The organism is Ethanoligenens sp. (assembly GCF_047718355.1).
Lineage (GTDB): Bacteria > Bacillota > Clostridia > Oscillospirales > Ethanoligenentaceae > Ethanoligenens.
On record NZ_JBDNLG010000031.1, the window covers coordinates 1 to 26,488 of the forward strand.

23 protein-coding genes are annotated in these 26,488 nt (G+C 54.8%); all 23 read left to right on the top strand.

Annotation, left to right across the window (positions count from 1 at the left end; genetic code table 11):
• Positions 1-260 precede the first annotated feature (260 nt).
• Entirely contained in the window at positions 261-767 is a 507-nt protein-coding gene (locus ABF463_RS06510) for an HD domain-containing protein (RefSeq protein ID WP_415532760.1), read from the top strand.
• Between the two features lie 40 nt (positions 768-807).
• Positions 808-1,731, top strand: a complete 924-nt coding sequence (locus ABF463_RS06515; RefSeq protein ID WP_415532761.1) for a GGDEF domain-containing protein — start codon at positions 808-810, stop codon at positions 1,729-1,731.
• Between the two features lie 57 nt (positions 1,732-1,788).
• Positions 1,789-3,192 carry a tRNA (N6-isopentenyl adenosine(37)-C2)-methylthiotransferase MiaB gene (gene miaB / locus ABF463_RS06520; protein ID WP_415532762.1) on the top strand — a complete coding sequence of 468 codons (1,404 nt, stop codon included), beginning with the start codon at positions 1,789-1,791 and terminating at the stop codon, positions 3,190-3,192.
• Positions 3,193-3,573 carry a YlbF family regulator gene (locus ABF463_RS06525; RefSeq protein ID WP_415532763.1) on the top strand — a complete coding sequence of 127 codons (381 nt, stop codon included), beginning with the start codon at positions 3,193-3,195 and terminating at the stop codon, positions 3,571-3,573. It begins immediately after the preceding gene.
• 35 nt (positions 3,574-3,608) lie between these two features.
• Positions 3,609-6,218: a DNA mismatch repair protein MutS gene (gene mutS, locus ABF463_RS06530; protein ID WP_415532764.1), complete on the top strand. Its 2,610-nt coding sequence runs from the start codon at positions 3,609-3,611 to the stop codon at positions 6,216-6,218.
• 35 nt (positions 6,219-6,253) lie between these two features.
• The gene (mutL, locus tag ABF463_RS06535) at positions 6,254-8,212 is read left to right on the top strand and encodes a DNA mismatch repair endonuclease MutL (RefSeq protein WP_415532765.1); all 1,959 of its coding nucleotides are present in this window, start codon (positions 6,254-6,256) and stop codon (positions 8,210-8,212) included.
• A gap of 45 nt (positions 8,213-8,257) precedes the next feature.
• A complete protein-coding gene (gene miaA / locus ABF463_RS06540) occupies positions 8,258-9,214 on the top strand; it encodes a tRNA (adenosine(37)-N6)-dimethylallyltransferase MiaA (protein ID WP_415532766.1) in 957 nt (318 codons plus the stop codon).
• Positions 9,215-9,321: 107 nt separating this feature from the next.
• Positions 9,322-9,573, top strand: a complete 252-nt coding sequence (gene hfq, locus ABF463_RS06545; RefSeq protein WP_415532767.1) for an RNA chaperone Hfq — start codon at positions 9,322-9,324, stop codon at positions 9,571-9,573.
• A 5-nt stretch (positions 9,574-9,578) separates the two neighbouring features.
• On the top strand, positions 9,579-10,796 hold the full coding sequence (locus ABF463_RS06550; RefSeq protein ID WP_415532768.1) for an HlyD family efflux transporter periplasmic adaptor subunit: 1,218 nt from the start codon (positions 9,579-9,581) through the stop codon (positions 10,794-10,796).
• Complete coding sequence (locus tag ABF463_RS06555; protein WP_415532769.1) at positions 10,774-11,502, top strand: YggS family pyridoxal phosphate-dependent enzyme; 729 nt, start codon at positions 10,774-10,776, stop codon at positions 11,500-11,502. Before ABF463_RS06550 ends, ABF463_RS06555 begins: the two co-directional genes overlap by 23 nt.
• Before the next feature lie 29 nt (positions 11,503-11,531).
• The gene (locus ABF463_RS06560; RefSeq protein ID WP_415532770.1) at positions 11,532-11,963 is read left to right on the top strand and encodes a cell division protein SepF; all 432 of its coding nucleotides are present in this window, start codon (positions 11,532-11,534) and stop codon (positions 11,961-11,963) included.
• 105 nt (positions 11,964-12,068) lie between these two features.
• Positions 12,069-12,386, top strand: coding sequence for a YggT family protein (locus ABF463_RS06565; protein ID WP_415532771.1), 318 nt, complete (start codon positions 12,069-12,071; stop codon positions 12,384-12,386).
• Positions 12,387-12,402: 16 nt separating this feature from the next.
• Entirely contained in the window at positions 12,403-13,146 is a 744-nt protein-coding gene (locus ABF463_RS06570) for an RNA-binding protein (protein ID WP_415532772.1), read from the top strand.
• 22 nt (positions 13,147-13,168) lie between these two features.
• Positions 13,169-13,927 carry a DivIVA domain-containing protein gene (locus tag ABF463_RS06575; RefSeq protein ID WP_415532773.1) on the top strand — a complete coding sequence of 253 codons (759 nt, stop codon included), beginning with the start codon at positions 13,169-13,171 and terminating at the stop codon, positions 13,925-13,927.
• Positions 13,928-14,007: 80 nt separating this feature from the next.
• Positions 14,008-16,785 (top strand): isoleucine--tRNA ligase, encoded by a 2,778-nt coding sequence (ileS, locus tag ABF463_RS06580; RefSeq protein ID WP_415532774.1) that lies wholly within the window; start codon positions 14,008-14,010, stop codon positions 16,783-16,785.
• Positions 16,782-17,312: a signal peptidase II gene (gene lspA / locus ABF463_RS06585; protein ID WP_415532775.1), complete on the top strand. Its 531-nt coding sequence runs from the start codon at positions 16,782-16,784 to the stop codon at positions 17,310-17,312. Before ileS ends, lspA begins: the two co-directional genes overlap by 4 nt.
• Positions 17,309-18,217 (top strand): RluA family pseudouridine synthase, encoded by a 909-nt coding sequence (locus ABF463_RS06590; RefSeq protein ID WP_415532776.1) that lies wholly within the window; start codon positions 17,309-17,311, stop codon positions 18,215-18,217. Before lspA ends, ABF463_RS06590 begins: the two co-directional genes overlap by 4 nt.
• Before the next feature lie 126 nt (positions 18,218-18,343).
• The gene (locus ABF463_RS06595; protein WP_415532777.1) at positions 18,344-19,177 is read left to right on the top strand and encodes a Cof-type HAD-IIB family hydrolase; all 834 of its coding nucleotides are present in this window, start codon (positions 18,344-18,346) and stop codon (positions 19,175-19,177) included.
• A gap of 78 nt (positions 19,178-19,255) precedes the next feature.
• Complete coding sequence (locus ABF463_RS06600; RefSeq protein ID WP_415532778.1) at positions 19,256-20,104, top strand: transketolase; 849 nt, start codon at positions 19,256-19,258, stop codon at positions 20,102-20,104.
• Entirely contained in the window at positions 20,104-21,057 is a 954-nt protein-coding gene (locus tag ABF463_RS06605; protein WP_415532779.1) for a transketolase family protein, read from the top strand. The genes ABF463_RS06600 and ABF463_RS06605 overlap by 1 nt, the downstream gene beginning before the upstream one ends.
• A gap of 174 nt (positions 21,058-21,231) precedes the next feature.
• Positions 21,232-23,922 (top strand): calcium-translocating P-type ATPase, PMCA-type, encoded by a 2,691-nt coding sequence (locus ABF463_RS06610; protein WP_415532781.1) that lies wholly within the window; start codon positions 21,232-21,234, stop codon positions 23,920-23,922.
• A gap of 68 nt (positions 23,923-23,990) precedes the next feature.
• On the top strand, positions 23,991-25,424 hold the full coding sequence (locus ABF463_RS06615) for an ethanolamine ammonia-lyase reactivating factor EutA (protein WP_415532782.1): 1,434 nt from the start codon (positions 23,991-23,993) through the stop codon (positions 25,422-25,424).
• Positions 25,425-25,589: 165 nt separating this feature from the next.
• Positions 25,590-26,399: a DeoR/GlpR family DNA-binding transcription regulator gene (locus ABF463_RS06620; RefSeq protein WP_415532783.1), complete on the top strand. Its 810-nt coding sequence runs from the start codon at positions 25,590-25,592 to the stop codon at positions 26,397-26,399.
• Positions 26,400-26,488: the final 89 nt, after the last annotated feature.

Below are 26,488 nucleotides of genomic sequence, written 5' to 3' on the forward strand. Positions count from 1 at the left end.
GTATATATCTTTTGTGAGCTGTGTCAAGCCATCTCATCAATTATTTTATCCTTTTTACTAAAAAGAGGCAAAAGGAATGCTCCCGCTAAGGGCTTGCACCCAGAAAAATAATGGTTATAATGATTATAGTACAAACATAGAAAACAAACACGGTTTGTGTGTTTTCCTTTTTGCAATGCGGAAATGCGCAGATATGGAGCTTACGACACCACCCGTATGGATGCGGCGGGCGGCCCAGACGATAACCGGAGGGACTTGCAATGGATGATTTTAATGCTTTTATAGCCGATGTGCTATACCATATGACGGCGTACAATGGGTCGGATACCCGCCGTATCGGCCACGCACTCAAGGTGTTCGGCTATGCACTGATCATTGGCGGGCAGTTGCCGACCTTTGAGCGTGAATCGCTGCTCACTGCCGCAGTGCTGCACGATATTGGTATCCACAACGCAGAGCAAAAACATCAATCTTCCGCAGGTGAATTTCAAGAGTTGGAAGGCCCGCCGGTGGCGCGCACGATTTTGAGTACTCTGGATGCGCCGGCTCCTTTGGTTGCGCGCGTTTGCTATCTGGTGGGGCACCACCATAGTTACACAAAAATAGACGGTGCGGATTTTCAAGCGCTGATTGAAGCAGATTTCCTCGTCAACATCGAAGAAGACGGCCTTTCGGGAGAGGCGGCGGCTTCAATCGGTAAGAAATATTTTCGTACCCAAAAAGGCAAGCAATTGCTGGTAAACCTCTTTGGCATAGCGGAGCAATGATACGGCGGAGTGGATTTGGCAGAATGCGCGGAGAGATAGGATGAATCAGGAGCAAATCAGCTATAATATTTTTGCAAGTTTCACATATGGCGTTTGTTTTGTCGATTTGCAGGGCAATGTTCTTTTATGGAACGATGCAGCGCAGCGTATCACGGGGTATGCAAGGGAAGAAGCGATGCATCGCCCCTACAGCAGCCTGTACATGCTTTTGGTTGAACGATATGGCGTAAGGGATGAAGATCATGCCAATCTTATTCAAAAAACATTGCAGGACGAACAAATTCGTACATTTCGGGCTTTTTTATGGAACAAACAGGGCCGAAAGGTCTTGATTTGGGAAAAAGTATTGCCGGTTTATGAGCAGAAGCAGTTTGTTGGTGTGGCGCAGATTTTTACAGACGATCTGATGCAGGATTTTAACAGGCAGGAAGGCGAGGTGCTTTTAAACCTTGCCATGACGGATATCCTCACCAATCTGCCCAATCGCCGCAGTCTGGAAAGCGCGCTTCATGACCGGCAGCTCCGTTTGACCCGCCATGGGAAAAAGTTCTGCGTGTTGTTTGTCGATCTTGATAATTTCAAAAGGATCAATGACCAGTACGGGCATATGACAGGTGACCGTGTGTTGACCAGTGTGTCAGCCAACCTGATTCGTTCGATGCGCAACAGCGATATTGTGGGCAGATGGGGCGGAGAGGAATTTATCGGTATCTATGCGGTGGAGAACGAAACAGATATGGAAGCTGTTGCTAAGCGGGTGCGCGATCTGATCAATCATGCGGTGGTACGGGTAAAAGATGAACTGGTTTCGGCCACGGTGTCTATAGGCGTGACCATGGCGAAGGAAGACGATACATCCAACTCACTGATTGGCCGTGCGGATCTCCTCATGTATCACAGCAAACGGAATGGAAAAGACTGTGTGACCTCTGACGTGGACGGAGTACTCCATACGTTTCATTAAAAGCCAAGGAACACACCTGGGCGGTGTGATAAAACCACATTATGGGAGGGAAAACATTTGCGGGAGGCAAACCCCGAGATCAACTGGGAAACGCAGCGGCAGTATGCCCTGCGTGTGCGCGGCCTGTGGGGGGCGGCGGAGAAAAAGGCGTATGTGCGCACCTACGGCTGCCAGCAGAATGTGAGCGACAGCGAGAAACTGAGCGGAATGCTCGAACAGATGGGCTATACGTTTACCGACAGCCCCAGGGATGCCGATCTGGTGTTGTTCAACACCTGCGCGGTGCGTGAACACGCCGAACAGCGTGTGTTGGGCAATGTGGGCGCTTTGAAGGGAATCAAGGCGCAAAAGCAAGACATGGTGATTGCGCTCTGCGGCTGTATGATGCAGGAAGCGCATGTTGCGCAGAAAATCAGGCAAAGCTATCCATATGTCAATTTGGTGTTTGGCACCGGGGCGCTGCCGCGTTTCCCGGAACTGCTGTGGCGCACACTGGCTGAAAACGGGCGGGTGTTTGACATGGAAGAACAGAACGGCGTGGTTGAAGGCGTGCCCGTGCGGCGGGACAGCGCATACACCGCGTGGCTGCCGGTTATGCATGGGTGCAACAATTTCTGCACCTATTGCATTGTGCCGTATGTGCGGGGCAGGGAACACTCGCGCGCGCCGGAGCAGGTGCTGCGGGAAGCGACGGAATTGATAGCAACAGGTTGCAGGGAAATTACGTTGCTTGGGCAGAATGTCAACTCCTACGGGAAGGATTTGCAGAACGGCTGGGATTTCTCTCGGCTGCTTGCTGAAATCGCGGTTCTGCCCGGGGAGTTCCGCCTGCATTTTATGACTTCGCATCCCAAAGACGCGTCTCACCGCCTGTTTGACACCATTGCGGCCAACCCGAAGATTTCCCGCAGGCTTCACCTGCCGTTTCAATCCGGCAGCGACCGGGTGCTTCGGCAGATGAATCGCCGGTATACCGCCGCACAATATCGGGAACTGGTTGCCTATGCCAGGCAGGTGATTCCAGACCTGTGCCTGACCAGCGACGTGATCGTCGGGTTCCCGGGTGAAACGGAGGAAGATTTCCGCCAGACGCTCGCGCTGGTGGAGGAAGTCGGGTTTGCAAACCTGTACACATTTCTGTATTCCAAGCGCAAAGGAACGCCGGCGGAAACGATGCCCGACCCCGTGCCACATGGGGAAAAGGCACGCTGGTTTGAAGAACTGCTGCGCGTGCAGGGAGAAAAAAGCCGTGCGTTCCTCAACGACTACGTGGGCAAAACGGAACGCGTGTTGGCAGAGCGTGTGCAGGATGATACAGCGACCGGTCACACCGACAGCGGCGTGGCCGTCTCATTTCCGGCGGACGAACCCGGTGAATTTTACGATGTGGAATTTACGCAAGTAAAGGGCGTGACCCTGTACGGCACGCCGCAAACTGTACCTGTAGAGGAGAGGGACTGAATGGATGCCATTGAAAAAGCAAAAGAACTGATTGAGACAATCACACAGGACCCGCGCTGTGTACGGCTTCAGGCGGCACGTGCGGCGGTCGAGACCGATTGGGGGCTGCAAGGCAAGATCCGGGCGTGGAACGTCCGGAAAGCGACGCTGACGGAATCTATCAAACAACCGCCGGAAGACCGGAGCGAGTTGATGGAGATGCAGAAAAAACTGGCGGCGGATTATGACGAGCTGATGGCATATCCGCTGATGACGGAACTGCATACCGCGCAGAATGAGCTGAATGAGCTGTTGATGCAGATCAATAACATGATTCAGCGTGCCGTGAGCGGGGAAGTGGATTGTTCCGGCGGATGCGACCACTGCTCCGGCTGCCACTGAACAGCGGGCTTGAACCAGAAAACGGAGGAATATCCATGGCCGAAATGACACCGATGATGCGACAGTACAAGGCGGTGAAAGAACAGCATAAGGACGAAATCTTATTTTTTCGTCTGGGCGATTTTTATGAAATGTTCTTTGACGACGCCAAGCTGGCTTCCCGCGAGCTGGAGCTGACCCTCACCGGCAAAGACTGCGGCATGGAGGAACGTGCCCCAATGTGCGGCATACCCTATCATAGTTGTGAAAACTACATTGCCCGCCTGGTGGAAAAAGGGTATAAAGTCGCTATCTGCGAGCAGGCCGAGGACCCGAAGCTGGCAAAAGGGCTGGTGAAACGCGAAATTGTGCGTGTGGTGACTCCGGGCACCGTCATTGAGGGCAGTATGCTCGATGAATCGCGCAACAACTACCTTGCCGGTGTCTGTGTGCAGGACGGGCAGGCAGGGGTGGCGTTTGCGGATGTGTCCACCGGAGAAGTCCATGCCACTCTGCTCACCGGCGAAGAATTGGGTGTGAAACTGACCGGTGAACTGGGGCGTTTTGCGCCCAGCGAGGTGCTGCTCAACAGCGGTGCGCTGGCGCTTGCGGATGTGGAGCGGTTCATTCGGGAACGGTTGGGTGCGGCGGTCGGGCAGCCCGCGGACGAAGCATTTTCCGCCGATGCTGTCCCGATTTGTGCACAATTCGGCAAGCCGGATGCGGCGGCACTGGAATTGGCGGACAAGCCCGCGGTTGTTCGCGCGCTCAACGCATTGCTTGCCTACCTGCGGCAGACGCAGATCACGGGATTGGAACGCATCAACCAGCTGGAAGTCTACAGCGACGCACAATTCATGCGGCTTGGTTTGGTGACAAGACGCAATCTGGAACTATGTGAGACACTGCGCGGACGGGAAAAGCGCGGCACCTTGCTTTGGGTACTCGACCGCACCAACACCGCGATGGGCAAACGCCTGCTGCGCGCTTGGATCGAACAGCCGCTGCTGCGCCCCGGCCCCATCACCCGCCGGCTGGCGGCGGTGGATGAGCTGTTTGGCAATGCGGTCCTGCGCGAGGACGTGATGGACGCACTGAGCGGCGTGCATGACCTGGAGCGCCTGATGACCCGCATTGTTTACGGCACGGCCAATGCCCGGGAACTGCGTGCGCTGTCTGAGACCATCGAGCGGCTGCCGGGACTGAAAACCCACATTGCCCCTTGCAAGGCGCGGCTGCTCACGGATATTACGCGGAACATCGACCCGCTTCCTGATTTGTATGAGCTGATTACCGCAGCCATTGAGGAAGACCCACCTATTTCCGTGCGGGAGGGCGGCATGATCCGCCCCGGCTATCATGAAGAGATTGACAGCCTGCGTGAGATCATGCGCGGCGGCAAAGGCTTTCTTGCCCAGATTGAGGCGCGGGAAAAAGAAAAAACCGGTATTAAAAACTTGAAAATCGGCTATAACCGCGTCTTTGGCTATTACATCGAAGTGACTAAGTCGTACATTGATCAGGTGCCGGATACATATATCCGCAAGCAAACACTGACCAACTGTGAGCGGTATATTACGCAGGAGCTCAAAGAACTGGAGGGCAAGGTGCTGGGCGCACAGGAGCGCGTGGTGCAATTGGAATACGAGGTGTTCGACGGCGTGCGCCGGCATGTGGCGGAGCAGCTGCACCGCATCCAATCCACGGCTTCGGCACTGGCCGGGCTGGACGTGCTTTGCTCGTTCGCGCATGTGGCGGCGATGAACCATTACTGCCGTCCGAATCTTGGCATTGATGGGCGCATCTCCATCAAAGACGGACGGCACCCGGTAGTTGAGGCCATTCTGACCGACGTGCCGTTCGTTCCCAACGACACCGAACTGGATATGCGCGATGAACGGGTCGCTATTATTACCGGCCCCAATATGGCGGGCAAATCCACCTACATGCGGCAGGTGGCACTTATTGCGCTCATGGCGCAAATCGGTAGTTTTGTCCCCGCATCGGCGGCGCACATCGGCGTGGTGGACAGCATTTTCACCCGCGTGGGCGCGTCGGACGATCTGGCGTCCGGGCAGTCTACCTTCATGGTGGAGATGAACGAGGTGGCGGGCATCCTTGAAAACGCCACCAAAGACAGCCTGCTTCTGCTGGATGAGATCGGGCGCGGCACGTCTACGTTCGACGGCATGAGCATCGCCCGCGCGGTGGTGGAATACGTGGCCGATGTGAAACGGTGCGGTGCAAAAACACTTTTTGCCACGCATTACCACGAACTGACAGCACTCGAAGACCTGCTGCCCGGCGTGCGCAACTACAGCGTGGCAGTGAAAAAACATGGCGAGGAGCTGACGTTTCTGCGCCGTATCATCCCCGGCGGGGCGGATGACAGCTATGGCATTGAAGTCGCCAAGCTGGCCGGCATCCCCGACCGGGTAGTTGCCCGCGCACGGGAGATTTTGCGCGAGCTGGAGGAAGGCCGTCCGGTTTCCGCACCCGGGGTGCGGAAGAAAGCCGAAGCCGCGCCTGCGCAGATGGCGCTGATCAACCCGAAAGCGGAAGACGTGCTGGCAAGGCTTCGCGGAATTGACGCGAACACACTTGCCCCCATCGAGGCGCTCAATCTGCTGTTTGAGCTTTGCCACATTGCGAAGAATGACACGTAAATATTGGATTTTTACATAGAAAGGTGGCGGAAACGATGAACCGTATCCATGTACTGCCAAAGGCCGTCGCGGAAAAGATTGCGGCGGGCGAGGTGGTGGAACGTCCGGCCTCGGTGGTCAAGGAACTGCTCGAAAATGCCATTGACGCGGGCGCGCGCGTCCTCACCCTGGAAATCAAAAACGGCGGCGTGCGGTTCATCCGTGTGACGGACAACGGCGGAGGCATTCCGGCGGAGGATGTCGCCACAGCGTTTTTGCGCCACGCCACCAGCAAGGTGCAAAAAGATACCGACCTGGAGGCCATCGGGACGCTTGGCTTCCGCGGGGAAGCGCTGGCGTCCATCACGGCGGTGTCCAAGGTGGAACTGATTACCCGCACGGCGGATGAATTGGAGGGGAGCCGCATTGCACTGGAAGGCGGCGAGGTGCTGGAACAAGGCCCTGCGGGCTGCCCGCAGGGCACGACAATCGTTGTGCGCGACCTGTTCTACAATACCCCCGCACGGATGAAATTCCTCAAAAAGGACGTGACGGAAGGCAATGCGGTGCGTGCGGTGGCGGAGCGGCTGGCGCTGTCGCATCCGGAAGTCTCGCTGAAATTCATCAAGGATGGTCGGGAAGAACTGCACACACCGGGGGACAGTCGGCTTGTTTCTGCCATCTATGCCGTGCTGGGGCGCGACTTCGCCCGTGATTTGCTGGAAGTAGCGTACGAATTGGGCGGCGTGCAGGTCGCGGGCTATGTGCTCAAGCCGGTCAGCGCCCGTGCCAACCGCAATATGCAGTTTTTCTTCCTCAACGGACGGCTGGTCAAATCCCGCACGGCGATGGCGGCATTGGAGCAGGCGTATCGGGGAAGCATCATGGTTGGGCGTTTTCCCGGCTGCGTGCTGCATATTGCGCTATCGCCAGCGCTGGTCGATGTAAACGTCCATCCGGCGAAAACCGAAGTGCGTTTTGCGGACGAACATGCGGTGTTTGAGGGGATTTATTATGCGGTGAAAAACGCCATTGCGGAAAAAGATCCGCGCCCCACACTGCAACTGCCCCAAACAGAGGAAAAACACCCGGCGCCGTTTGCATCTTCTTCCGGAAGCCAGCTGCATTTTGCATCCGGAAAAGGCAGTGAGGCGGGTGTTCTGCACACAGGTGCGACAACCGCGTATACCCCGGTGGTGCGTGGACGGATTGATGTGACGGTTGACGACGATGAGCCATGCCAAACGCCGCGTGAAACCGTAGATCGGCAGCAGGAGCGGCCGTCTCCCGTGTCGTCCGTGCAGGCGGCAGAACCATCCGCGTACAAAACGGTTTTGCCGGAAGTGCAAAGACCGGCTGATTTGCACGCTGTCGAACTCGAACACGTGGATGCGAATGCGCAAGCATCTGCGGCATCCGCACCGCCTGTTTTGGAGGAGGGCCCCCCGGCGCTTGTGCGTCGTGTGATTGGGCAGTGCTTTGGCACGTATATTCTGGTAGAAGAGGGCGACACACTCTATCTTATTGACAAACACGCCGCACATGAGCGGATTCTATATGAAGAAATCCGAAAACAGGGAAAAGCTGCCAGCCAATTGCTGCTGGCGCCGCGCGCGGTGACATTGGCACGGGAAGAATATGCCGCGGTTTTAGAAAACCGCACGGTGCTGTCGGACACAGGATTTGATGTGGATGATTTCGGCGGTGCGACGGTGCTGGTGCGCGCCGCGCCGGTCTATCTGCGGGAGAACGACATTGTGCCCGCCGTAGAAGAACTGGCGGGGAAACTTGCGCAGTACGGCAAAGACCTCACGCCCGAACGCATCGACGACCTCTATCATTCGGTGGCCTGCCGCGCCGCCGTCAAGGCGGGGGATAAGACTGGCCCGGAAGAGGCTTCCAGACTGGCCGAGCGTGTGCTGGCGCTGGACGATGTGCGCTACTGCCCGCATGGTCGCCCGGTGGCGTTCGTTCTCACGCGCGCAGAGATTGAAAAGCAGTTTGGGCGGGCGTGAGCGCCGTCCTATCTTAGTAAAGGTTGCAGAACAGGAGGTGCACGGTTGAGCCAGATTCCGGTAATCGCCGTGGTTGGTCCCACTGCCAGCGGTAAAACCCGCCTGGCAGTGGAATTGGCATTGCACTATGGCGGCGAAGTTGTTTCGGCGGATTCCATGCAGCTCTATCAGGGCATGGCAATTGGCACGGCGCAGCCTACGCATGAGGAGATGTGCGGCGTACCGCACCATCTGATTGGGGTGTGTGACCCCGCTGTACCGTGCAGTGTGGCGGAGTATGTGGCGATGGCCAAAGCCTGCATCACGGACATTCATGCACGGGGAAAGGTGCCGGTGGTGGCGGGCGGCACCGGACTTTATGTGGACTCGTTGCTGGCGGGGCGCACGTTTGAGGAAACCAAACGGAACGACGCTTTGCGTATTCGTCTGCGACAGGAAGCGGATGCACAGGGCGGGCAGGCATTGCTCGACCGGCTGGCGGGGTTTGACCCGGAGACTGCCGTTAAACTGCATCCGCATAACCTAGGGCGCATCATCCGTGCCATTGAGGTGTATGAGACGGACGGGGTGACCATGTCCGAGCTACAGCGGCGCTCCAAGCTGACGCCTTCCCCCTATCGCACCTGCAAGATCGGATTGGGTTTTGCCGACCGTGCCATGCTTTATGCCAAAATTGACGCGCGTGTAGACGCGATGCTGGAGGCCGGCCTGCTGGAGGAAGCCCGTTTGCTTTTTGCCCGCGCGGACGTGCGCGACGGCACCGCCATGCAGGCCATCGGGTATAAAGAGCTGGCAGCGTACCTGCGGGGGGACTGCCCGCTGGAGCAGGCGGTGGAGGATCTCAAGCGCGCGACCCGACGGTATGCCAAGCGGCAGATGACATGGTTCCGCCGTGCGGCGGACATCTGTTGGATCGAGGTGGGAATGGGAAAATTTGAAATAATTTGTGAACAAGCCGTGCGCGGCATAGATAAATCAAACACGCTATGTTATAATGAATAAACGTTTATATGCGATGTTTAAAATCGGAAGTGACTTCTCACACTTGTTATGTAAGGGCAAAAATCCCGATGCAAGTGCGGAGCGGCCATCTCTTTGGAGGAATCTATATGCAGAAAGCAATGAATTTACAGGATGTTTTTCTCAACCAGGTGCGCAAAGACAAGATCCCCGTCACTATCTTCTTGACCAATGGGTACCAGTTCAAAGGCGTGGTCAAGGGGTTTGATAATTTCACCGTCATTCTCGAAAGTGACGGCAAGCAGGATCTGGTTTATAAGCACGCGATTTCGACGGTGATTCCGGTTCGGCCGGTCTCTATCTTGGACAGCAATGCCGCTCCCGATAAAGAGCACGTCTGATATCCATGGGTATGAACAAATCGCTCAAATGGCTGTTGCGCGTTGGGTTGTCGCTGTTTTTGCTGGCATATGTGGGCTTTCAGGCATATCGTATGCTGTATCATCCCATCCGTACACAGCGGGTGACGCTTGCCACTGTGCAGGATACCGTTACGGCGGATGCCATCGCACTGCATGATGAGACCGTGCTCAAGGGAGGCACGTCGGGCGTCATCGATTACACGCGTACGGATGGGGAACGGGTTTCCAAAGGCGGCACGGTAGCCAATATTTATCCCACTGAGCAGGACGCGCAGAACCAACAGGCACTGCAGAAATTGCAGGACAAGATTACGCAGCTGCAAAACCTCGGGGATTCCGGCAGCGCGAGCGTTACGGATGTCAGTGTGCTGGACGCTGCACTGCGCGAGGATTTCCTGAAGCTGGCCGATGCGACTTCCGGCTCCAATCTGGACGGCCTTTCAGATGCGGGGGCAAATCTGTTGGATTACCTCAACCGTAAGCAGCTTGCCACGGGGGCCGTCAGTGATTTCAACGGGACAATTGCCGCATTGCAGAAGCAGGCGGATGCGCTGAAAGCCAAGATAGGCGCTGCGGGCCAGCCGCTCACGTCTCCGCTCGCCGGTTATTTTGTGAAGACCGCAGATGGCTATGAAGGCGCATATGATGTTTCCAATATTGCTTCCATCAAACCGGCGGATGTGCAGAAGCTGCTGACGGAAAAGGTAACGCCGCCTGCCGATGCGGCCGGTAAGATCGTTTCCGAATTTGAATGGTATGTGGTGGCGCTCCTCTCACCCGATGAGGCGCATCGGCTGTCTGAAAGCGCGCAGGTAAATCTGCGGTTTGTTCTTTCCAGCGAGGATGCGATTCCCGCCACCGTGCTGGCGCTCAACCCTTCCGGCAATCAGTATGCGGCAGTGTTCCAATGCAGTTCCATGACTGAAAAACTGGCTGCTGTTCGGCGCCAGAGCGTGCGTGTGATTATCGGGAGTTACACCGGTTTGCGGGTGGACAATCAGTATATCAGTGTGGTTAAAGGTAAAAAAGGCGTTTTTGTGCAGGACGGGAACACGGCCCGGTTCCGGACCATCGTGCCTGTTTACAGCGGAAACGGCTACACGGTCTCTTCGGTGGATCCTACCGATGCAGGCCGACTTCAGGTCTATGATGCGATAATTACGAACAGGGATGATTTACATGATGGAGAATTGCTGCAATGAACGGACTCCGCGTGCGCGTGAAATTGCGCGGAACTTGGAAGACGTGCGCGCGCGCATTGAGAAAGCCGCACGGGTCTCAGGCCGTTCGGCGGACGAGATTACTTTGGTGGCGGTGACGAAGACGATGCCGGCCGAGGATGTCAACGCCGTGTTGGCATGCGGCGTGCGCGTGATAGGTGAAAACCGTGTGCAGGAACTGCTTGGCAAACTGCCCGATATCAAACTGGGCGCGGAGCAGGCCGAACATCTGATTGGCCATTTACAGACAAACAAGGTGCGGCAGGTGATTGATAAGGTGGACATGATCCAGTCGGTGGACAGCGCCCATCTTGCACAGGAGATTGACAAGCAGGCGGAAAAATGCGGAAAGATAATGGATATCCTCGTTGAAGTCAATATTGGCGGAGAGGAAGCCAAATCCGGTGTGCCGCCGACCAAACTGACTGCGTTGCTTGATGAAATCGCGCCGCTTCCACATTTGCGGGTCTGCGGGCTGATGACCGTACCTCCGCGCTGCACGGATGCAGAGGCGGTTCGTCCATATTTTCGGACAATGCGCAAACTGTTTATTGACATTGCGTCTAAAAAAACGGATAATAGAAGCATGCACATCTTATCAATGGGCATGTCTGCGGACTTTGATATAGCTATTGAGGAAGGCTCCACAATGGTGCGGGTTGGAACCGCGATCTTTGGAAGGCGATAAAACAATATATTGCAGGAGGACATAATATTATGGGACTTGTTGAAAAACTGAAGAATTTTATGACTGCGGAAGACGAAGACTACGACGAAGAAGAAGTTGACCTGCTTGCGAAAGCACCGGACAAATCCACCAGCCATGCGGACGATGTTCGCCGCAACAACAAGGTGGTCAACATCCACACCACAGCGCAGCTGCAAGTTGTACTCATTAAGCCGGAACGCTTTGAGGATGCGGTGGGCGTTGCCGACCATCTCAACGACAAGCGCACAGTCGTGCTGAATCTGGAATCAACCAACAAAGATGTTTCCCGCCGGATTGTGGACTTCCTGAGCGGCGTGGCATATGCGAACAATGGCCAGATCAAACGTGTCGCGAACAGCACGTTCATCATTACCCCATACAATGTGGACATTGTGGGTGATTTATTGGACGAACTGGAAAGCAATGGCGTGTTTTTTTAAAGAAAGCCTAAATCCGTCAGCGATTTCTTAAGCGATTACATGTGTTTCGGGCGCCGCCCTGTTTGATGGTGGGGCGGCTTTTCGTTTTGGCGCGGAGGCGGCGTGTTGTTCCGCTTTGGAGGGAATGGATTGGGCTTTGATTTGAGTTACGGGCTACTGGAAGCATTTTATTGGCTGATTTGGATCATCACATCGCTGATTTTTGTCAGGGCGATTATTTCGTGGGTGCCACAGCTCATCCAGTCCCATGTGGGTCGGTTCATTGTGGCTTTGACCGAACCGGTGCTTGCTCCCGTCCGGCATTTGCTGGCGCTTATCCCATTCACCCGTCGTCTTCCGGTGGATTTTTCACCAATAGCGGCTTGGATTCTTCTGATGATTATTCAGCGGATCATCGTCCTGCTTTATAGTTTGTTCCATTGACGGACGGCGGTCTCCAATGAGTCATATGGGAACAGAGGACAACCTGTTGCTTTCACGCGTGGATGACGCGGTAGCGGCGGCTGAGCGGCAGACAGCTCGCTTTCTGGGGTTTCTGGATGCGCGCGAGCAGGCAGTTGTTTCGCAATATTTGCGGGATTCCGCTCCCTTTTTCTGGGGCGGATATGCGGAAGCGGAGCGCCGAATGCTTGGCGTCTTCCCACAGTGGATGCAGCCGGACAATGCAGCGTTTCCCATCACGGCTGTGCAGATTGCGTGGAAGGGTGCGGCGCTCACACATCGGGATTTTTTAGGTGCGTTGCTTTCGCTCGGTTTGAAACGCGAGAAAATAGGCGATTTGGTTGTGCGGCCAAAAGACTGCGTGGCGTTTTTGGAAAACGCGGTCGCGGCTTTTGTGTTGTCCAGCCTTTCCCGCGTGGGGTCGGCTAATGTTTCCTGCACGGTGTACGCTGGGGAGACAGTGCATCGTGAGGCACACTTTGCGGAGATGACCGATACCATCGCGTCCGAGCGGCTTGACTGCGTGATTTCCGCGTTGACGGGTATCTCTCGCACACAGGCCGAAAAATGTATCGCGGGCGGTTTGGTCACAGTGGACTGCTTGTCGGTGACCGATAGAGCCTACAGAGTCGCGACCGGCGCTTCGCTCTCTGTCCGCGGATACGGCCGCTTTGTGGTGGACGCCATCGGCCCGCCTACCCGCAAAGGCCGGCTGCGTTTTGCGGCACGCAAATACTTGTGATATCAGATGAGGAGGCAACAGCATGACGTCAGGTGAGCTTTTAAACAAACGGTTTGAAAAGGCACGCGTGGGTGGCTATAGAACCACAGAAGTAGAAACGTTTCTTGCGGAAGCGGCTACGGCTTTTGCCCAGCTGACGCGTGAAAATAACGATCTTAAACGGCAGTTGGAAGTTCTGCGCGGGCAGACTGCGGAGGTGGAAGCCGATAAGGACAGCCTGCGCGATGCACTCTTAAGTGCCCAGAAATTTGCGGATTCGCTGGTGAACAACGCGAAAAAGCAAGCAGACGAGTTGCTTGAAGAAGCACGTGCAAAGGCAGACCGTTTGACGGGCAGTGTGCAGATACAAATCGCACACGAAAAAGAGGAACTGACGCGTATTAAGACCGAAGTTGCTTCTTTTCGTTCCCACTTGCTGGATGTTTACCGTGCCCATCTCGAATTAATCGGTGCGATGCCGGTGGAAACGAAAGAAGATCCCGCCGATGCGCAACAATCCGAGCAGACCACCGGTGCATCTCCTCTCAAAGATGATGGAAATGGGCTAGAGACTGCGAGTGAGACAGAAGAGCCCTCTTCGAATGATGTGGCATACGCGCAGGCTGCGGCTGCGGAGGCGCCTGTTGAGGACGTACCCACTGAGAAGATACAAACCGATTCAGACACAAACAGGGCGCCAGAACCCGCCCATATCGTGCCGGTCCGTCTGAATATGCGCTTTGACGAGCAAACGGGGGAATATGTCCCGCTTTCGACGGATCGCATGCAAGATAAAGAATAAACGGACGCCGCTATGGCGCCTTCCCGATACGGATTGGTTTCCGTTTTTCGTAAACACCTGATAAGGAGCGACGTGTACCCATGCCTGAGGATTATAACAAAACGCTGAACCTGCCGCAGACGGCATTCCCTATGCGGGCAGGGCTGGCCCAAAAAGAGCCGGAACAGCTCAAAAAGTGGGAAGAACAGGATTTTTGGAGCGCCTTGATGCGGCATAACGAAGGAAAGCCGCTTTTTGTGCTGCATGACGGCCCCCCTTATGCCAACGGGGACATTCATCTCGGTACAGCCATGAACAAGATCCTCAAGGATTTTATCATGCGCTACAAAAACATGTCTGGTTTCAAAGCACCGTATGTGCCGGGCTGGGATACACATGGTCTGCCCATTGAACGCAAAGCGATCGACAAGGTCGGACTGGACAGGCGAAGCGGTGATCCGGTAGAATTCCGCAGGCACTGCCGTGATTTTGCACTTTCGCATGTCGCAACGATGACGGAGCAGTTTAAGCGGCTCGGTGTCCTTGGGGACTGGAAAAACCCGTACCGTACGCTCAATCCCGCGTTTGAGGCAAGGCAGATTGAGGTCTTCGGCGAAATGGCGCTGAAAGGCTATATCTATAAAGGATTGAAGCCGGTCTATTGGTGCCCGCACGATGAGACTGCCCTTGCGGAAGCAGAAATCGAATATGCAGAGGACCCGTGCGACTCCGTCTACGTCAAATTTGAGGTGACGGACGACAAAGGGAAGCTGTTCTCCCTTGGCGCACAGCCGGGCAAGACTTATTTTGTCATTTGGACGACGACTACATGGACATTGCCGGGAAATGTGGCGATTTGTCTGGGACCGGACTTCGACTATGCGCTGGTGCGTGCGGGCGACGCGTATTATGTTGTGGCGCTGGCACTGGCTGAAAAGGCGATGCAGGCCGGCGGCGTTCAGGATTTTGAAGTGATCGGCACGATTCCGGGCGCGGAACTGGAAGGTCTCGTTGCCAAGCACCCGTTTTTGGACAGGCAGTCTCTGGTCATCGTTGGGAATCATGTCACGCTTGAAAGCGGTACCGGCTGCGTGCATACCGCACCGGGACACGGCGTGGAAGATTTTCAGGTCTGCCAAAACTATCCGCAGCTTCCTGTCGTGGTGCCGGTGGACGCCAAAGGCCGCCTGACCAAAGAGGCCGGGCAGTTCGAGGGCTTGACAACCACACAGGCAAATAAGGCCATCCGCGAATATCTTGCGCAGACCGGCGCGCTGTTTGCGACGGAACATATCACGCACCAATACCCACATTGCTGGCGCTGCAAGAATCCGGTGTTGTTCCGCGCAACTGAGCAGTGGTTCTGCTCGGTGAATGATATTAAAGAAAAAACCTTTGAGGCCATTCATGGCGTGGACTGGCTGCCGGAATGGGGCGAGGAGCGCATTACCGGTATGGTGCGTGACCGCAGCGACTGGTGTATTTCCCGTCAGCGCCTGTGGGGCGTGCCCATTCCAATTTTCTATTGCAAGGACTGCGGTAAAGAACTGATTACGCGCGAGAGTATCGACGCCGTAGCAGCTCTGTTCCGTAAGGAAGGCGCGGATGCCTGGTGGCGCTATAGCGCGGAGGAAATTTTGCCGGAGGGGACGGCTTGCACTTGCGGCGGCCATCATTTCACCAAAGAGCAGGATGTTATGGACGTGTGGTTTGATTCGGGCGTGACCCACGCCGCTGTGTTGGCGACCCGCCCCGACCTGCACTGGCCTGCCGATATTTATCTGGAAGGCAACGATCAGTATCGCGGCTGGTTCCAGTCCTCGCTGCTTACCAGCATCGCGTGGAAAGGCGTTGCGCCTTACAAGATGGTTATCACCCATGGCATGGTTCTGGATGGCGAAGGACACGCCATGCACAAAAGCCTTGGCAATGGTGTAGACCCGCTTGACGTTGCAAAAAAATTTGGCGCGGATGTGTTGCGTCTGTGGGTGGCCTCTTCGGATTATCAGGGAGATGTCCGTTTTTCGGATGGCATTCTCAAGCAGCTTTCGGAAGTATATCGGAAGATCCGCAACACGGCGCGGTATATCTTGGGCAATACATCGGATTTCGATCCGAAAAAAGATGCGGTGGCGTTTGGCGATTTGCTGCCTATCGACAAATGGGCGGTCTGGCGGCTAGATGAACTGCAAAAGACCGTCATTGCTGCCTATGAAAATTATGAATTTCACACCATCTTCCACGCGGTGCATAATTTCTGCGTGGTGGATATGTCCAATTTTTATTTGGATGTGCTGAAGGATCGGCTTTATGTTGAGAAAACCGATTCTGTCGCCAGACGTGCGGCACAGACCGTTATTCATCGTGTGCTTGATTCGCTCACGCGTTTGGTCGCGCCTATCCTCGTCTTTACAGCGGAAGAAATATGGAAGTATCTGCCGCATGACAAAGAGCAGGAAAGCGTGTTGTATGCGGGTATGCCGTCACTTTCGGGCGAGTCGTTTGACGATGCGTTTATTAGCCGTTGGGAGCGTATCCACGTCATTCGCGATGACGTAAAGAAGGCGTTGGAGCTTTCTCGTTCCGCGCATGAAATCGGCGGTTCGCTGGAGGCGGAAGTCACGCTTTACAGTACGGGAGAACTATTTGACTTCTTACAGTCGGTACGGGATGAATTGCCCGCAGCATTTATCGTGTCCGGCGTGCATCTGGAAAAAGAGGGAAAAGGGGCATTCCAAGGCGAAGTAGATGGACTGTCGGTCACTGTCTCCCACGCGCACGGGCAAAAATGTGAGCGGTGCTGGGTCTACAGCGATACGGTGGGGCAATCGGAAAAACACCCGACTCTTTGCAGCCGCTGCGCGGGGATTGTAGAATGAGTCGCAGTGTGTTTTCCTCCCATTCGCACAGATACAGGCGCGGACAGCGTGGCGGAATACCGCCCTGGCTGTGGCTGGTGTTTGCGGCTGTTCTGGTTGTTGCCGACCGGCTGACCAAACTCGCGGTGACAGCAAACATGCAATTGAATGAGGATTTTCCGGTTCTCGGCCCATTCTTGCATTTTTATTATTTGCGTAATTCCGGCGCGGCGTTTTCCATGTTTCAAAACCTGTCGTATGGGCGCTGGATCTTAGTCGGGTTCACGGTGGCGCTGGTATGTGTGTGCGTATGGGTGTTGCTGGCGGGAAAAATGCGCACCAGACTGGGTAATCTTGCGCTTACGCTGATTGTGGCGGGGGGCGTGGGCAACCTCATCGATCGCGTGCGGCACGGCGAAGTGGTCGATTTCCTGTATGTTAAGATCATCAATTTCGCCATCTTCAATGTGGCGGATAGTTTTGTTGTCGTGGGTGCTGTGCTGCTCTGCCTGTCTTTTTTGTTGCAGGAGGAGTGGGGCAGACGATGACACGGCAGGCTTTTCTGGTGGGGATTGAACAGGCGGGCGAGCGGCTGGATAAGGCGCTTGCCCGCCTTTGCCCCGAGCAAACGCGTTCCGGCCTGCAAAAGCTGATGGCGAGTGGGCAGGTCACTGTCAATGGCAAGCCGGGCGGCAAACACGACCGTCTGCGTGCGGGTGATGAAATTATCATCGTGTTTCCGGACCCCGTGCCGCTGGAGGCCAAAGCACAGAATATCCCGTTGGATATTGTCTACGAAGACAACGATTTGCTGGTGGTGAATAAGCCGCAGGGTATGGTGGTGCATCCCGGCGCAGGCAATCCGGACGGTACGCTGGTCAACGCCTTGTTGTTTCACTGCGGTGACAGTTTGTCGGGTATCGGCGGGGTACTGCGTCCGGGCATTGTGCATCGCATCGATAAGGATACCAGCGGCTTGCTGATGGTCGCCAAAAACGACCATGCGCATCAAAGTCTTGCGGCACAAATCAAGGCCCACAGTTTTTTGCGGGAATATGAGGCGGTGGTCTGCGGAATTGTCAAGGAGGATACCGGTACCGTCAGCGCACCGGTGGGGCGGCACCCCACACAGCGCAAGCGCATGGCGGTGACACAGAAGAACAGCAGACCCGCTGTGACGCATTATACTGTTTTGCGCCGATATGCGAGATATACCCATGTGCGCCTGCGGTTGGAAACCGGACGTACCCACCAGATCCGGTTGCACATGGCATACATCGGGCATTCTGTGGCGGGTGACCCTGTCTATGGGAAGGCACTGCGCGGTCTGCGCGGGCAGTGCCTGCATGCCCGCACACTGGGTTTCATCCATCCGTCCACCGGAAAATATATGGAGTTTACCAGCGATCTGCCGGCGTATTTTCAGCAATTCCTTCATACCCTTGCGGGATGACCGGACAGTATGGTAATATGATAAGTGCAAGTGGGATGGTTTGCAGACTTGCAATGTTGTGGACAGTCCCGCAGACCGTATTTTACGGGAGATGGCCGTCAGGCCGCGTATACACAGGAGGGCCGTATGTCGAGAAAACTTCCATATGAAGGATATCTGCTTGTATCGGACATGGATGGCACACTGATTACCGAAACATTTGATATGCCCGCGCGCAATATCCATGCCGCGCGTGCATTTATGGAGGGTGGCGGACGCTTTGCATTTGCCACCGGCCGAACGCATTCTTCTGCGGGTGCGTTTCTGGATCGGGTCAAAGTCAACGCCCCTTGCATTTTATTCAACGGTGCGGTAATCTTTGATTACGCATCCCACCAGTTTGTCTGGAGTGCAGACCTGCCGGAGAGCATAACACAGCTGATTTTAAAGACGATTGACCGTTTTCCGGAAGTCGGTGTGGAACTGCTCACCGACGACGCCGTTTACATTGTACATGAAAGTGTGGCGACCCGCCGGCATACCAGCAATGAGCGTCTGCATTATGTGATGACTGATCTGGAACATGTACCGAAAACCGGTTGGCACAAGATGATTTTTGCGGCGGAACAAGACCGTCTGCCGGTTTTTGCTGATTTTGCGACGCAGGAACCGAATGAGGGATGGGACTTTATTTTTTCCAGCGTCAATTTTTTAGAGGTGCTGCCGCGTAATATTTCCAAGGGCAGCACGGTGTTGCGGTTGGCATCACAGCTGCAGATTGAAAAAGAACATATCTTTGCGATCGGCGATTATTATAATGACTTGACCTTGCTGCAAACGGCTGCGTTCAGCGGCACGCCTGCGGAGGCTCCGCGGGCGATCAAGGACGTGGCGGATGTGGTGGTTGGGCCATGTGAGCACGGCGCAGTGGCCGATTTTATTGAATTGATTAAAAAACAGGTGACAGCCAACGTGCAGTGACAGGCGCTGTCATACATATCGGTTATAACCGGTAGAATAGACCGTGCGGTGCACGGAACTTTAGGAGGACAAACGGTATTGGAGGAACAGTTGAAGCTGGCGCTGGCAAAAAAGGCGCTGCAGATTCGTAAGTATGTGATTGAGGAAGTCTACTCCGCGCAGTCCGGTCATCCGGGCGGGTCGCTGTCGATTGCGGATGTGGTCACGTACCTTTATTTTCATGAGTTGCGCATCGACCCATCCAATCCGAATTGGGAAGACCGCGACCGGTTTGTTTTGTCGAAAGGGCATTGCGTGCCTGCGGTCTACGCGGCGCTGGCGATGAAAGGATATTTCCCCACCGACTGGCTGCCCGGTTTCCGGCATTTGGACAGCCCGTTGCAGGGGCATCCCAACATGTTGGATGTGCCTGGTCTTGATATGTCCACCGGTTCGCTTGGGCAAGGCGTCTCCGCCGCCTGCGGCATAGCTCTTTCGGCCAAACTGTTTGGAAACAGCTACCGCACCTATGCCATCTTGGGCGATGGGGAACTGGAAGAAGGGGAAGTGTGGGAGGCGGCAATGTTTGCCGCACATTACAAATTGGACAATCTTGTGGCGTTTGTCGATTTCAACGGTTTGCAAATTGACGGGCATGTCGAAGATGTCCTCTCCCCACTGCCTATTGCGGGCAAGTTCCGTGAATTTGGCTGGAATGTCATCGAGATCAGCGCGCATGATTTTGATGCGATTGACGCCGCCTACACGCTTGCCAAGACGGTAAAAGGCAAACCCACAATCATCGTGGCACGTTCTATAAAGGGCAAAGGTGTGTCCTTTATGGAAAACGAGGCAGCATGGCATGGCACTGCGCCCAATGGCGAACAGCGGGAGCAGGCGCTGCGGGAATTAGACGAGGCACTTTTGGAGCTGGAGGCGGGAAATTGATGGCAGAGGCGACGCGGGTCGCGACCAGACAGGCATATGGCGAAGCGCTGGCCGCGTTGGGTGCGGAGTATCCTAATCTGGTGGTGTTGGACGCTGATTTGTCCAAATCCACCAAAACAGACTTGTTTAAAAAGAAATATCCGGAGCGGCATGTCAACTGTGGCATTGCCGAAAGCAATATGATGGCTGCCGCAGCAGGCATTGCGACAACTGGCAAAATCGTTTTTGCAAGCACTTTTGCAATGTTTGCTGCGGGGCGCGCGTTTGAGCAGGTGCGCACATCCATCGGGTATACGCAGGCAAATGTCAAAATTGGCGCGACCCATGCGGGTCTGTCGGTGGGCGAAGACGGCGCAACCCACCAGTGCTGCGAGGATATTGCACTGATGCGCACCATTCCGGGTATGGCAGTCATCTCCCCGGCGGATGCTGTGGAAGCGCGTGCCGCCGTGCGTGCGGCGGCGGAACACAAGGGACCGGTTTATCTGCGGTTCGGGCGTCTGCCGGTACCGGTTGTTTTTGATGAAGCATCCTATACGTTTGCTATTGGAAAAGGTCATGTGCTGCGCAGTGGCACGGATGTAACACTGGCGGCAACTGGGCTGATGGTGGAGCAGGCACTGGATGCGGCAAAGCTGCTTGCCAATGAAAACATCAGTGCGCGTGTGTTGGATATTCCGACCATCAAGCCGATTGATGACGCGCTTCTTGCCGCCGCAGCACAGGAGACCGGCGCCATCGTAACCGCTGAGGAACACAATGTTATCGGCGGTCTGGGTGGTGCGGTTTGTGAATCTGTCGCCGCAAGCTGCCCGGTACCGGTGCTGCGCGTGGGCGTTGAGGATGTGTTTGGTCGGTCGGGGCCGGCAGCGGATGTTCTGCGGTATTATGGGCTGACTGCGGAGCATCTCGTTTCAAAAGCCAAAGAAGCCATCGCACTCAAAAGGCAGTAAAATTAAAACACTGAAAGAGCCGACAGCGCCGGGAACGGCGGTGCCGGCTTTTTGTAAATATAAGTTTTGTCGAAAGAAGAAAGATCCCGCGGGAAAACCTGTAGGGTTTGCTTGGAATAGCGGCTGTTCGTATGGGGAAACTGCTGGTATCTGCATTAATAAAGGAGACCGATCATGCAAAGCTGGGGCTTGAATGACAGACAGGTGGGTGCATCGCGTGCGCAATATGGAGAAAACCGGCTCACGGAAAAGAAAAGGGAAGGGTTTTGGACAAAACTTCGCTCAAATTTTGGCGACCCAATGATCCGTGTCCTGTGTGTCGCATTGGCCGCAAATATTTTGTTTGCTGTTTTGGGGCAGACCAAGTGGTACGAATCTCTTGGGATAGCAATTGCGGTGCTGCTGGCAACGCTGGTCTCCACTTTCTCTGAATATCGCAACGAAAACGCGTTCCAACACTTGCAGGCGGAAGCGTCGGCCATCCTGTGCAAAGTGTACCGCAATGGGGAAATCGTCGAGCTGTCTATTACCGAACTGGTGGTAGACGATTGTGTGCTGCTCCAAACGGGCGACAAGGTGCCTGCCGACGGCGTGCTGGTGGATGGCAGTTTAAAGGTGGATCAGTCAATCCTCAATGGCGAGGCGAAAGAGGCTCAAAAAATGGTGATGCCGCCGGACTATATCGAGCAGGACGGTGGTATGGATTTCCTTGATCCATATCAGGTGTTCCGCGGTTCGGTGGTGTGTGCGGGGAATGCTGTCCTGCGTGTGACTACGGTGGGCGACCACTCTGTCTATGGGCAGATTGCAGGGGAATTGCAGCTGGACGAAGAACGTGATTCCCCGCTGAAGGTCAAATTAACACGGCTGGCGGGGGGAATCAGCAAGTTTGGGTACATCGGCGGCGTGGGTATTGCGCTGGCGGTGTTGTTTGAGTGCATTGTGGTGCGCAATGGGTTTGATATCGGGCGCATTCTTGCCTTCTGTACCGACTGGATGGCATTGCTCAATCAGGTGGTGGAGGCGGTCATTCTTTCGGTTGTCATCATCGTCATGGCGGTGCCGGAGGGTCTCCCGCTGATGATTGCCATTGTGTCGGCACTGAACATGGGGCGAATGCTGCGCGACCATGTGTTGGTGCGGAAGATTTCGGGCATCGAGACGGCAGGCAGCTTGAACATCCTGTTCAGTGACAAAACCGGCACCATCACAAAGGGAAAATTGGAAGCCGTCGTGTTTCTCGATGGGCAGGGGAATGCCTATCAAAAATATGAGGAAGTGGTGGGCGGACTTGGACGGGTGCTGTCGTTAAGCCTGCACCACAACACCGATGCCGTCTTGACCGGTGAAGGCAAAAGCACGAGGGTGGTGGGCGGCAATGCGACCGAGCGCGCCATCCTCAGCTTTGCAGCGAGACGGAATGAAGCGCCCCATGCGGCCGCCATCCATTCCATTCCGTTCAGCAGTGAGAACAAGTTTTCTGCCGCACAGATTGAAAGCGACCGCACGATTACGCTCATCAAGGGCGCACCCGAGAAGATTCTGCCGCACTGCCGTGCGTATTATGATGCGCATGGAGAACCGCAGCCCTATGCACAGGGCCTTTGCGCCGATGGCTGTGTGGTTCGCCATATCGATGCGTTGGCACATCGTGCAATCCGTGTGCTTGCGCTGGCGGTAAGCCATCGCCCGCTAAACGGGGATGCATTACCTGAAGGCGACGACTGGACACTGGTGGGAGTTATCGGTATTCGGGACGAGGTGCGGCCCGAATCGGTGGAGGCCATCCGTGAGGTGCAAGGCGCGGGTGTGCAGGTTGTGATGATTACGGGAGACCGAAAGGAAACTGCGGTAGCCATCGCCAAAGAAGCCGGTTTGCTTACCTCGGATGCGGAACTTGTCCTCACCTCGGATGAGTTGGCTGTATTGTCGGATGCGGACATTAAAGCAAAACTGCGGGATATCCGTGTCGTGGCACGCGCCCTGCCCGCTGATAAAAGCCGTCTGGTGCGGCTGGCGCAGGAGATGGGGCTGGTGGCGGGCATGACCGGTGATGGCGTGAACGATTCCCCGGCACTGAAAAAAGCGGATGTGGGGTTTGCTATGGGCGGCGGCACTGAAGTTGCCAAAGAAGCGGGCGATATCGTCATTATGGATGATAATTTCAGCTCTATTGACAAGGCCATCCTTTACGGGCGCACCATTTTTAACAGTGTGCGCAAATTCATCGTATTTCAGCTGACCATCAATGTAGCCGCTGTGCTGCTCTCACTGGTCGCTCCGTTTCTGGGAATGGATGCCCCTCTCTCCATCATGCAGATCTTGTGGGTGAATCTGGTGATGGACACATTGGCGGCACTGGCGTTTGGCGGAGAACCGGCACTGCGCCGTTACATGCGGGAGCAGCCTAAATGCAGGGATGAAGCAATTGTCAACCGTCCGATGTGGACGTCCATCCTCACGGACAGCCTGTGGATATTTGTACTGGGTCTGGTATTTTTGTGTGTGCCGTTCGTGCGCACGTTTTTCCGCCCGGATGCACAGGCACGGTATTTGTATACCGGCTTTTTTGTGTTTTTTATCCTATCTGCCGTTTGTAATGCGTTCAATGCCCGAACCGACACGTTGCACCTGCTGGAGCATATCGGCAGAAACAAAGGCTTTTTGCAGATCATTGCCTTGATTATTGCGGTGCAGGTGGGCATGACATATTTTGGCGGTGCGGTGTTTCATTGCTATGGGTTAACTATACAGGAATGGCTGATATCCACCTTGCTTGCGTTAACCATCCTGCCGGTGGATCTGCTTCGCAAAGCAATCATCCGGTGGCTCACCGTTACCAAAGCAGTCAAACGTGTTTTATAAGAGAGATGGTGCGCTCCCTATGCGGGCACAGGCGTCCATCTATTATCGGATACTGCGCGGAGGAACGGGTGCGCAAGGAGAATGCAGACAGAAATGGTCGTGATACGATGAAGCAGAAGATTTACAGCGCGGGTGTGGATGTTGGCACAACGACAACGCAGATGATTCTGTCACAGTTGACGGTGGAAAATACGGCGGGGCCGTTTGACCCGCCGCATGTGGAGATTACAGAAAAACAGGTCTTGTATCAAAGCCCAATCTACTTTACACCGCTTTGTGCCGATGGAATCAACATCGGAGCGGTTGAGCAGATTTTGTCTGCCGAGTTTTTAAAGAGTGGCTATAAACGTGCGGACTTCTCTTCGGGAGCAGTGATTATTACTGGCGAATCAGCGCGTAAGCGCAATGCCCGTGCGACAGTGGATGCCCTTTCGGAGCAGTTGGGCGATTTTGTGGTGGCGGAGGCTGGCCCCGATTTGGAATCCATCTTGGCGGGGCAAGGCGCCGGTGCGGCGGACTTTTCTAAAAAGCAGGAAAAATCTGTGCTTAATTTTGACATCGGCGGGGGCACAACCAACGCGTGCTTGTTCCAGACCGGCGTGGTGACGGATGCGTTTGCCCTGGATATCGGCGGCAGGCTCGTCCGGCTCGATGCGACGGGAAATGTGTGCTATCTGTCCGAACGGCTTGCCCCTTTGGTGGATACATATCACTTGTGTATCCACAGTGGCAGTCGCGTTGCATTCGCGGAGCTCTGTTGGCTGTGTGAGATTCTGGCGGATTGCTTCTTGCAGCTTGCCGGTCTGAAACCATTGGAAAAAACGACCGAGGCACTCTTCATCGGCCATGCGTATGCGCCACGCCCGGTGGATGCGGTCACGTTCTCGGGCGGTGTTGCAGAGTGCGTGTATTCCGGCGCGCATGTGGAAAGTCTGATGGAGACCGCTCGGTATGGCGACATGGGGCCGCTGCTGGGGGCGAAGATACGTGAGGCGTTTTTCCCGTTTCCGCAACTCTTCTGTGAAGCGGTAGAGAAAATTCGAGCGACGGTGATTGGCGCGTGTAATTATTCGATGCAGGTGAGCGGTGGAACGGTAGTGTATGACGCATCTGTGCTTCCCTTAAAAAATCTGCCGGTCATTTGTATGTCTGTCGTGGAGGATGAAAAAGAATGGACGCAAACCGCAGAAGAAAAATGGGCGCGGTTTGGTGATGCGGCGGCAGCACTTGCATTTGAAGGCCCTCAAAATCCCTCTTATGAGTGCGTCAAGCAGATTGCGGAACCAATTGTCCGGCTGTTTGCCGCACGCAATGTTCCGATTGTTGTGGTGATAGAAAACGACTTTGCCAAAGCATTGGGACAAGTACTGCAGCGCTCGTTCCCGAAACGGCCGGTCGTTTGCATTGATGGCATCCGTGCGCGGGATGGGGATTACATCGATATAGGGATGCCGGTTGCGCAAGTGATTCCGGTGGTTGTAAAAACGCTGATCTTTTTGTGATTGGCAGTAAATGCTTTTTATTAAAAGATAAAAACACACAAAATGCTGACAAAATCACAAATAACTGTTTTAAAAGTATCGCAACACTGTTATAATATACGAAAATACGACTTGCAGATGTGCGGTTCGTGCATCCACAGGCAGGAAAGCAAAGGATGGAACGGCATGGTTCATGAACGGCTTGACAAAATCATGAAGCAGATCCATACGGACGGTATGGTAAACGCGGGCAAACTGGCGAAACAATTCCAGGTTTCGGTTGAAACCATCCGCAGGGACTTGGAAACGCTGGAGAATCAGGGGGCACTCAAACGTGTATATGGCGGTGCCATTTCCAATGTCTCCAAAGGAGTGGAGCGCCAGTATACCAGCCGTGAGTTGCTCAGGACAGCGGAAAAGCAGGCGATTGCCCTTAGGGCTGCGGATCTCATTAAGGATGGGGACACCATTGTCATGGATTTGGGTACCACCACTTTGGAAGTGGCAAAATGCCTGGCATCTAAGCAGTACCTGACCTGTTTGACCAATTCCTTACCTGTTGGGATGCAAATGGTCAAAAACGACAGTTGCCGTGTGTTTATGTTGGGCGGGCAGCTGCGCAAAGGAGACTATTCCACCTCTGGGTTTATGGCCGATGGCGGACTGGAAAATTTCCGCGTGGACAAAGCAATTATCGGTGCCAGTGGGATCTCTATCAAAAATGGTGTGACGGATTATCATGTGGAGGAAGCCAAGGTGCGGCGGAAAATGATCGAGATTTCCGAGCAGGTGATTCTTGTGGCGGACTCAAGTAAATTTGGTACCAGCACTTTTGTACAGATTTGTGAACTGGACAGCATCGATCAGATCATCACGGATTGGCGTATCGACCCCAAGATTGTGCAGGATCTTCAGGCATCCCAGACCCAAGTGATCGTGGCAATGCCAGTGGATGAACAACGGCTTGCCGCACCGTATGATCTGGCAGATGAATAGAAAATGCAAAAGACACCACAAAATGCACGTAATATTAAACAAAATGCGAAAAAACATGTAGAATAAAGCCAAAAAATAAAATAATAAGC

What these genes read in the sequence shown, in the direction of transcription:
- ABF463_RS06550 (WP_415532768.1), top strand. Translation starts at nt 9,579, where the DNA reads ATGGGTATGAACAAATCGCTCAAATGGCTGTTGCGCGTTGGGTTGTCG.
- mutS (WP_415532764.1), top strand. Translation starts at nt 3,609, where the DNA reads ATGGCCGAAATGACACCGATGATGCGACAGTACAAGGCGGTGAAAGAA.
- ABF463_RS06610 (WP_415532781.1), top strand. Translation starts at nt 21,232, where the DNA reads ATGCAAAGCTGGGGCTTGAATGACAGACAGGTGGGTGCATCGCGTGCG.
- ABF463_RS06575 (WP_415532773.1), top strand. Translation starts at nt 13,169, where the DNA reads ATGACGTCAGGTGAGCTTTTAAACAAACGGTTTGAAAAGGCACGCGTG.
- ABF463_RS06555 (WP_415532769.1), top strand. Translation starts at nt 10,774, where the DNA reads ATGATGGAGAATTGCTGCAATGAACGGACTCCGCGTGCGCGTGAAATT.
- mutL (WP_415532765.1), top strand. Translation starts at nt 6,254, where the DNA reads ATGAACCGTATCCATGTACTGCCAAAGGCCGTCGCGGAAAAGATTGCG.
- ABF463_RS06595 (WP_415532777.1), top strand. Translation starts at nt 18,344, where the DNA reads ATGTCGAGAAAACTTCCATATGAAGGATATCTGCTTGTATCGGACATG.
- ABF463_RS06620 (WP_415532783.1), top strand. Translation starts at nt 25,590, where the DNA reads ATGGTTCATGAACGGCTTGACAAAATCATGAAGCAGATCCATACGGAC.
- lspA (WP_415532775.1), top strand. Translation starts at nt 16,782, where the DNA reads ATGAGTCGCAGTGTGTTTTCCTCCCATTCGCACAGATACAGGCGCGGA.
- ABF463_RS06590 (WP_415532776.1), top strand. Translation starts at nt 17,309, where the DNA reads ATGACACGGCAGGCTTTTCTGGTGGGGATTGAACAGGCGGGCGAGCGG.
- ileS (WP_415532774.1), top strand. Translation starts at nt 14,008, where the DNA reads ATGCCTGAGGATTATAACAAAACGCTGAACCTGCCGCAGACGGCATTC.
- ABF463_RS06560 (WP_415532770.1), top strand. Translation starts at nt 11,532, where the DNA reads ATGGGACTTGTTGAAAAACTGAAGAATTTTATGACTGCGGAAGACGAA.
- ABF463_RS06570 (WP_415532772.1), top strand. Translation starts at nt 12,403, where the DNA reads ATGAGTCATATGGGAACAGAGGACAACCTGTTGCTTTCACGCGTGGAT.
- ABF463_RS06525 (WP_415532763.1), top strand. Translation starts at nt 3,193, where the DNA reads ATGGATGCCATTGAAAAAGCAAAAGAACTGATTGAGACAATCACACAG.
- ABF463_RS06515 (WP_415532761.1), top strand. Translation starts at nt 808, where the DNA reads ATGAATCAGGAGCAAATCAGCTATAATATTTTTGCAAGTTTCACATAT.
- hfq (WP_415532767.1), top strand. Translation starts at nt 9,322, where the DNA reads ATGCAGAAAGCAATGAATTTACAGGATGTTTTTCTCAACCAGGTGCGC.
- ABF463_RS06510 (WP_415532760.1), top strand. Translation starts at nt 261, where the DNA reads ATGGATGATTTTAATGCTTTTATAGCCGATGTGCTATACCATATGACG.
- ABF463_RS06605 (WP_415532779.1), top strand. Translation starts at nt 20,104, where the DNA reads ATGGCAGAGGCGACGCGGGTCGCGACCAGACAGGCATATGGCGAAGCG.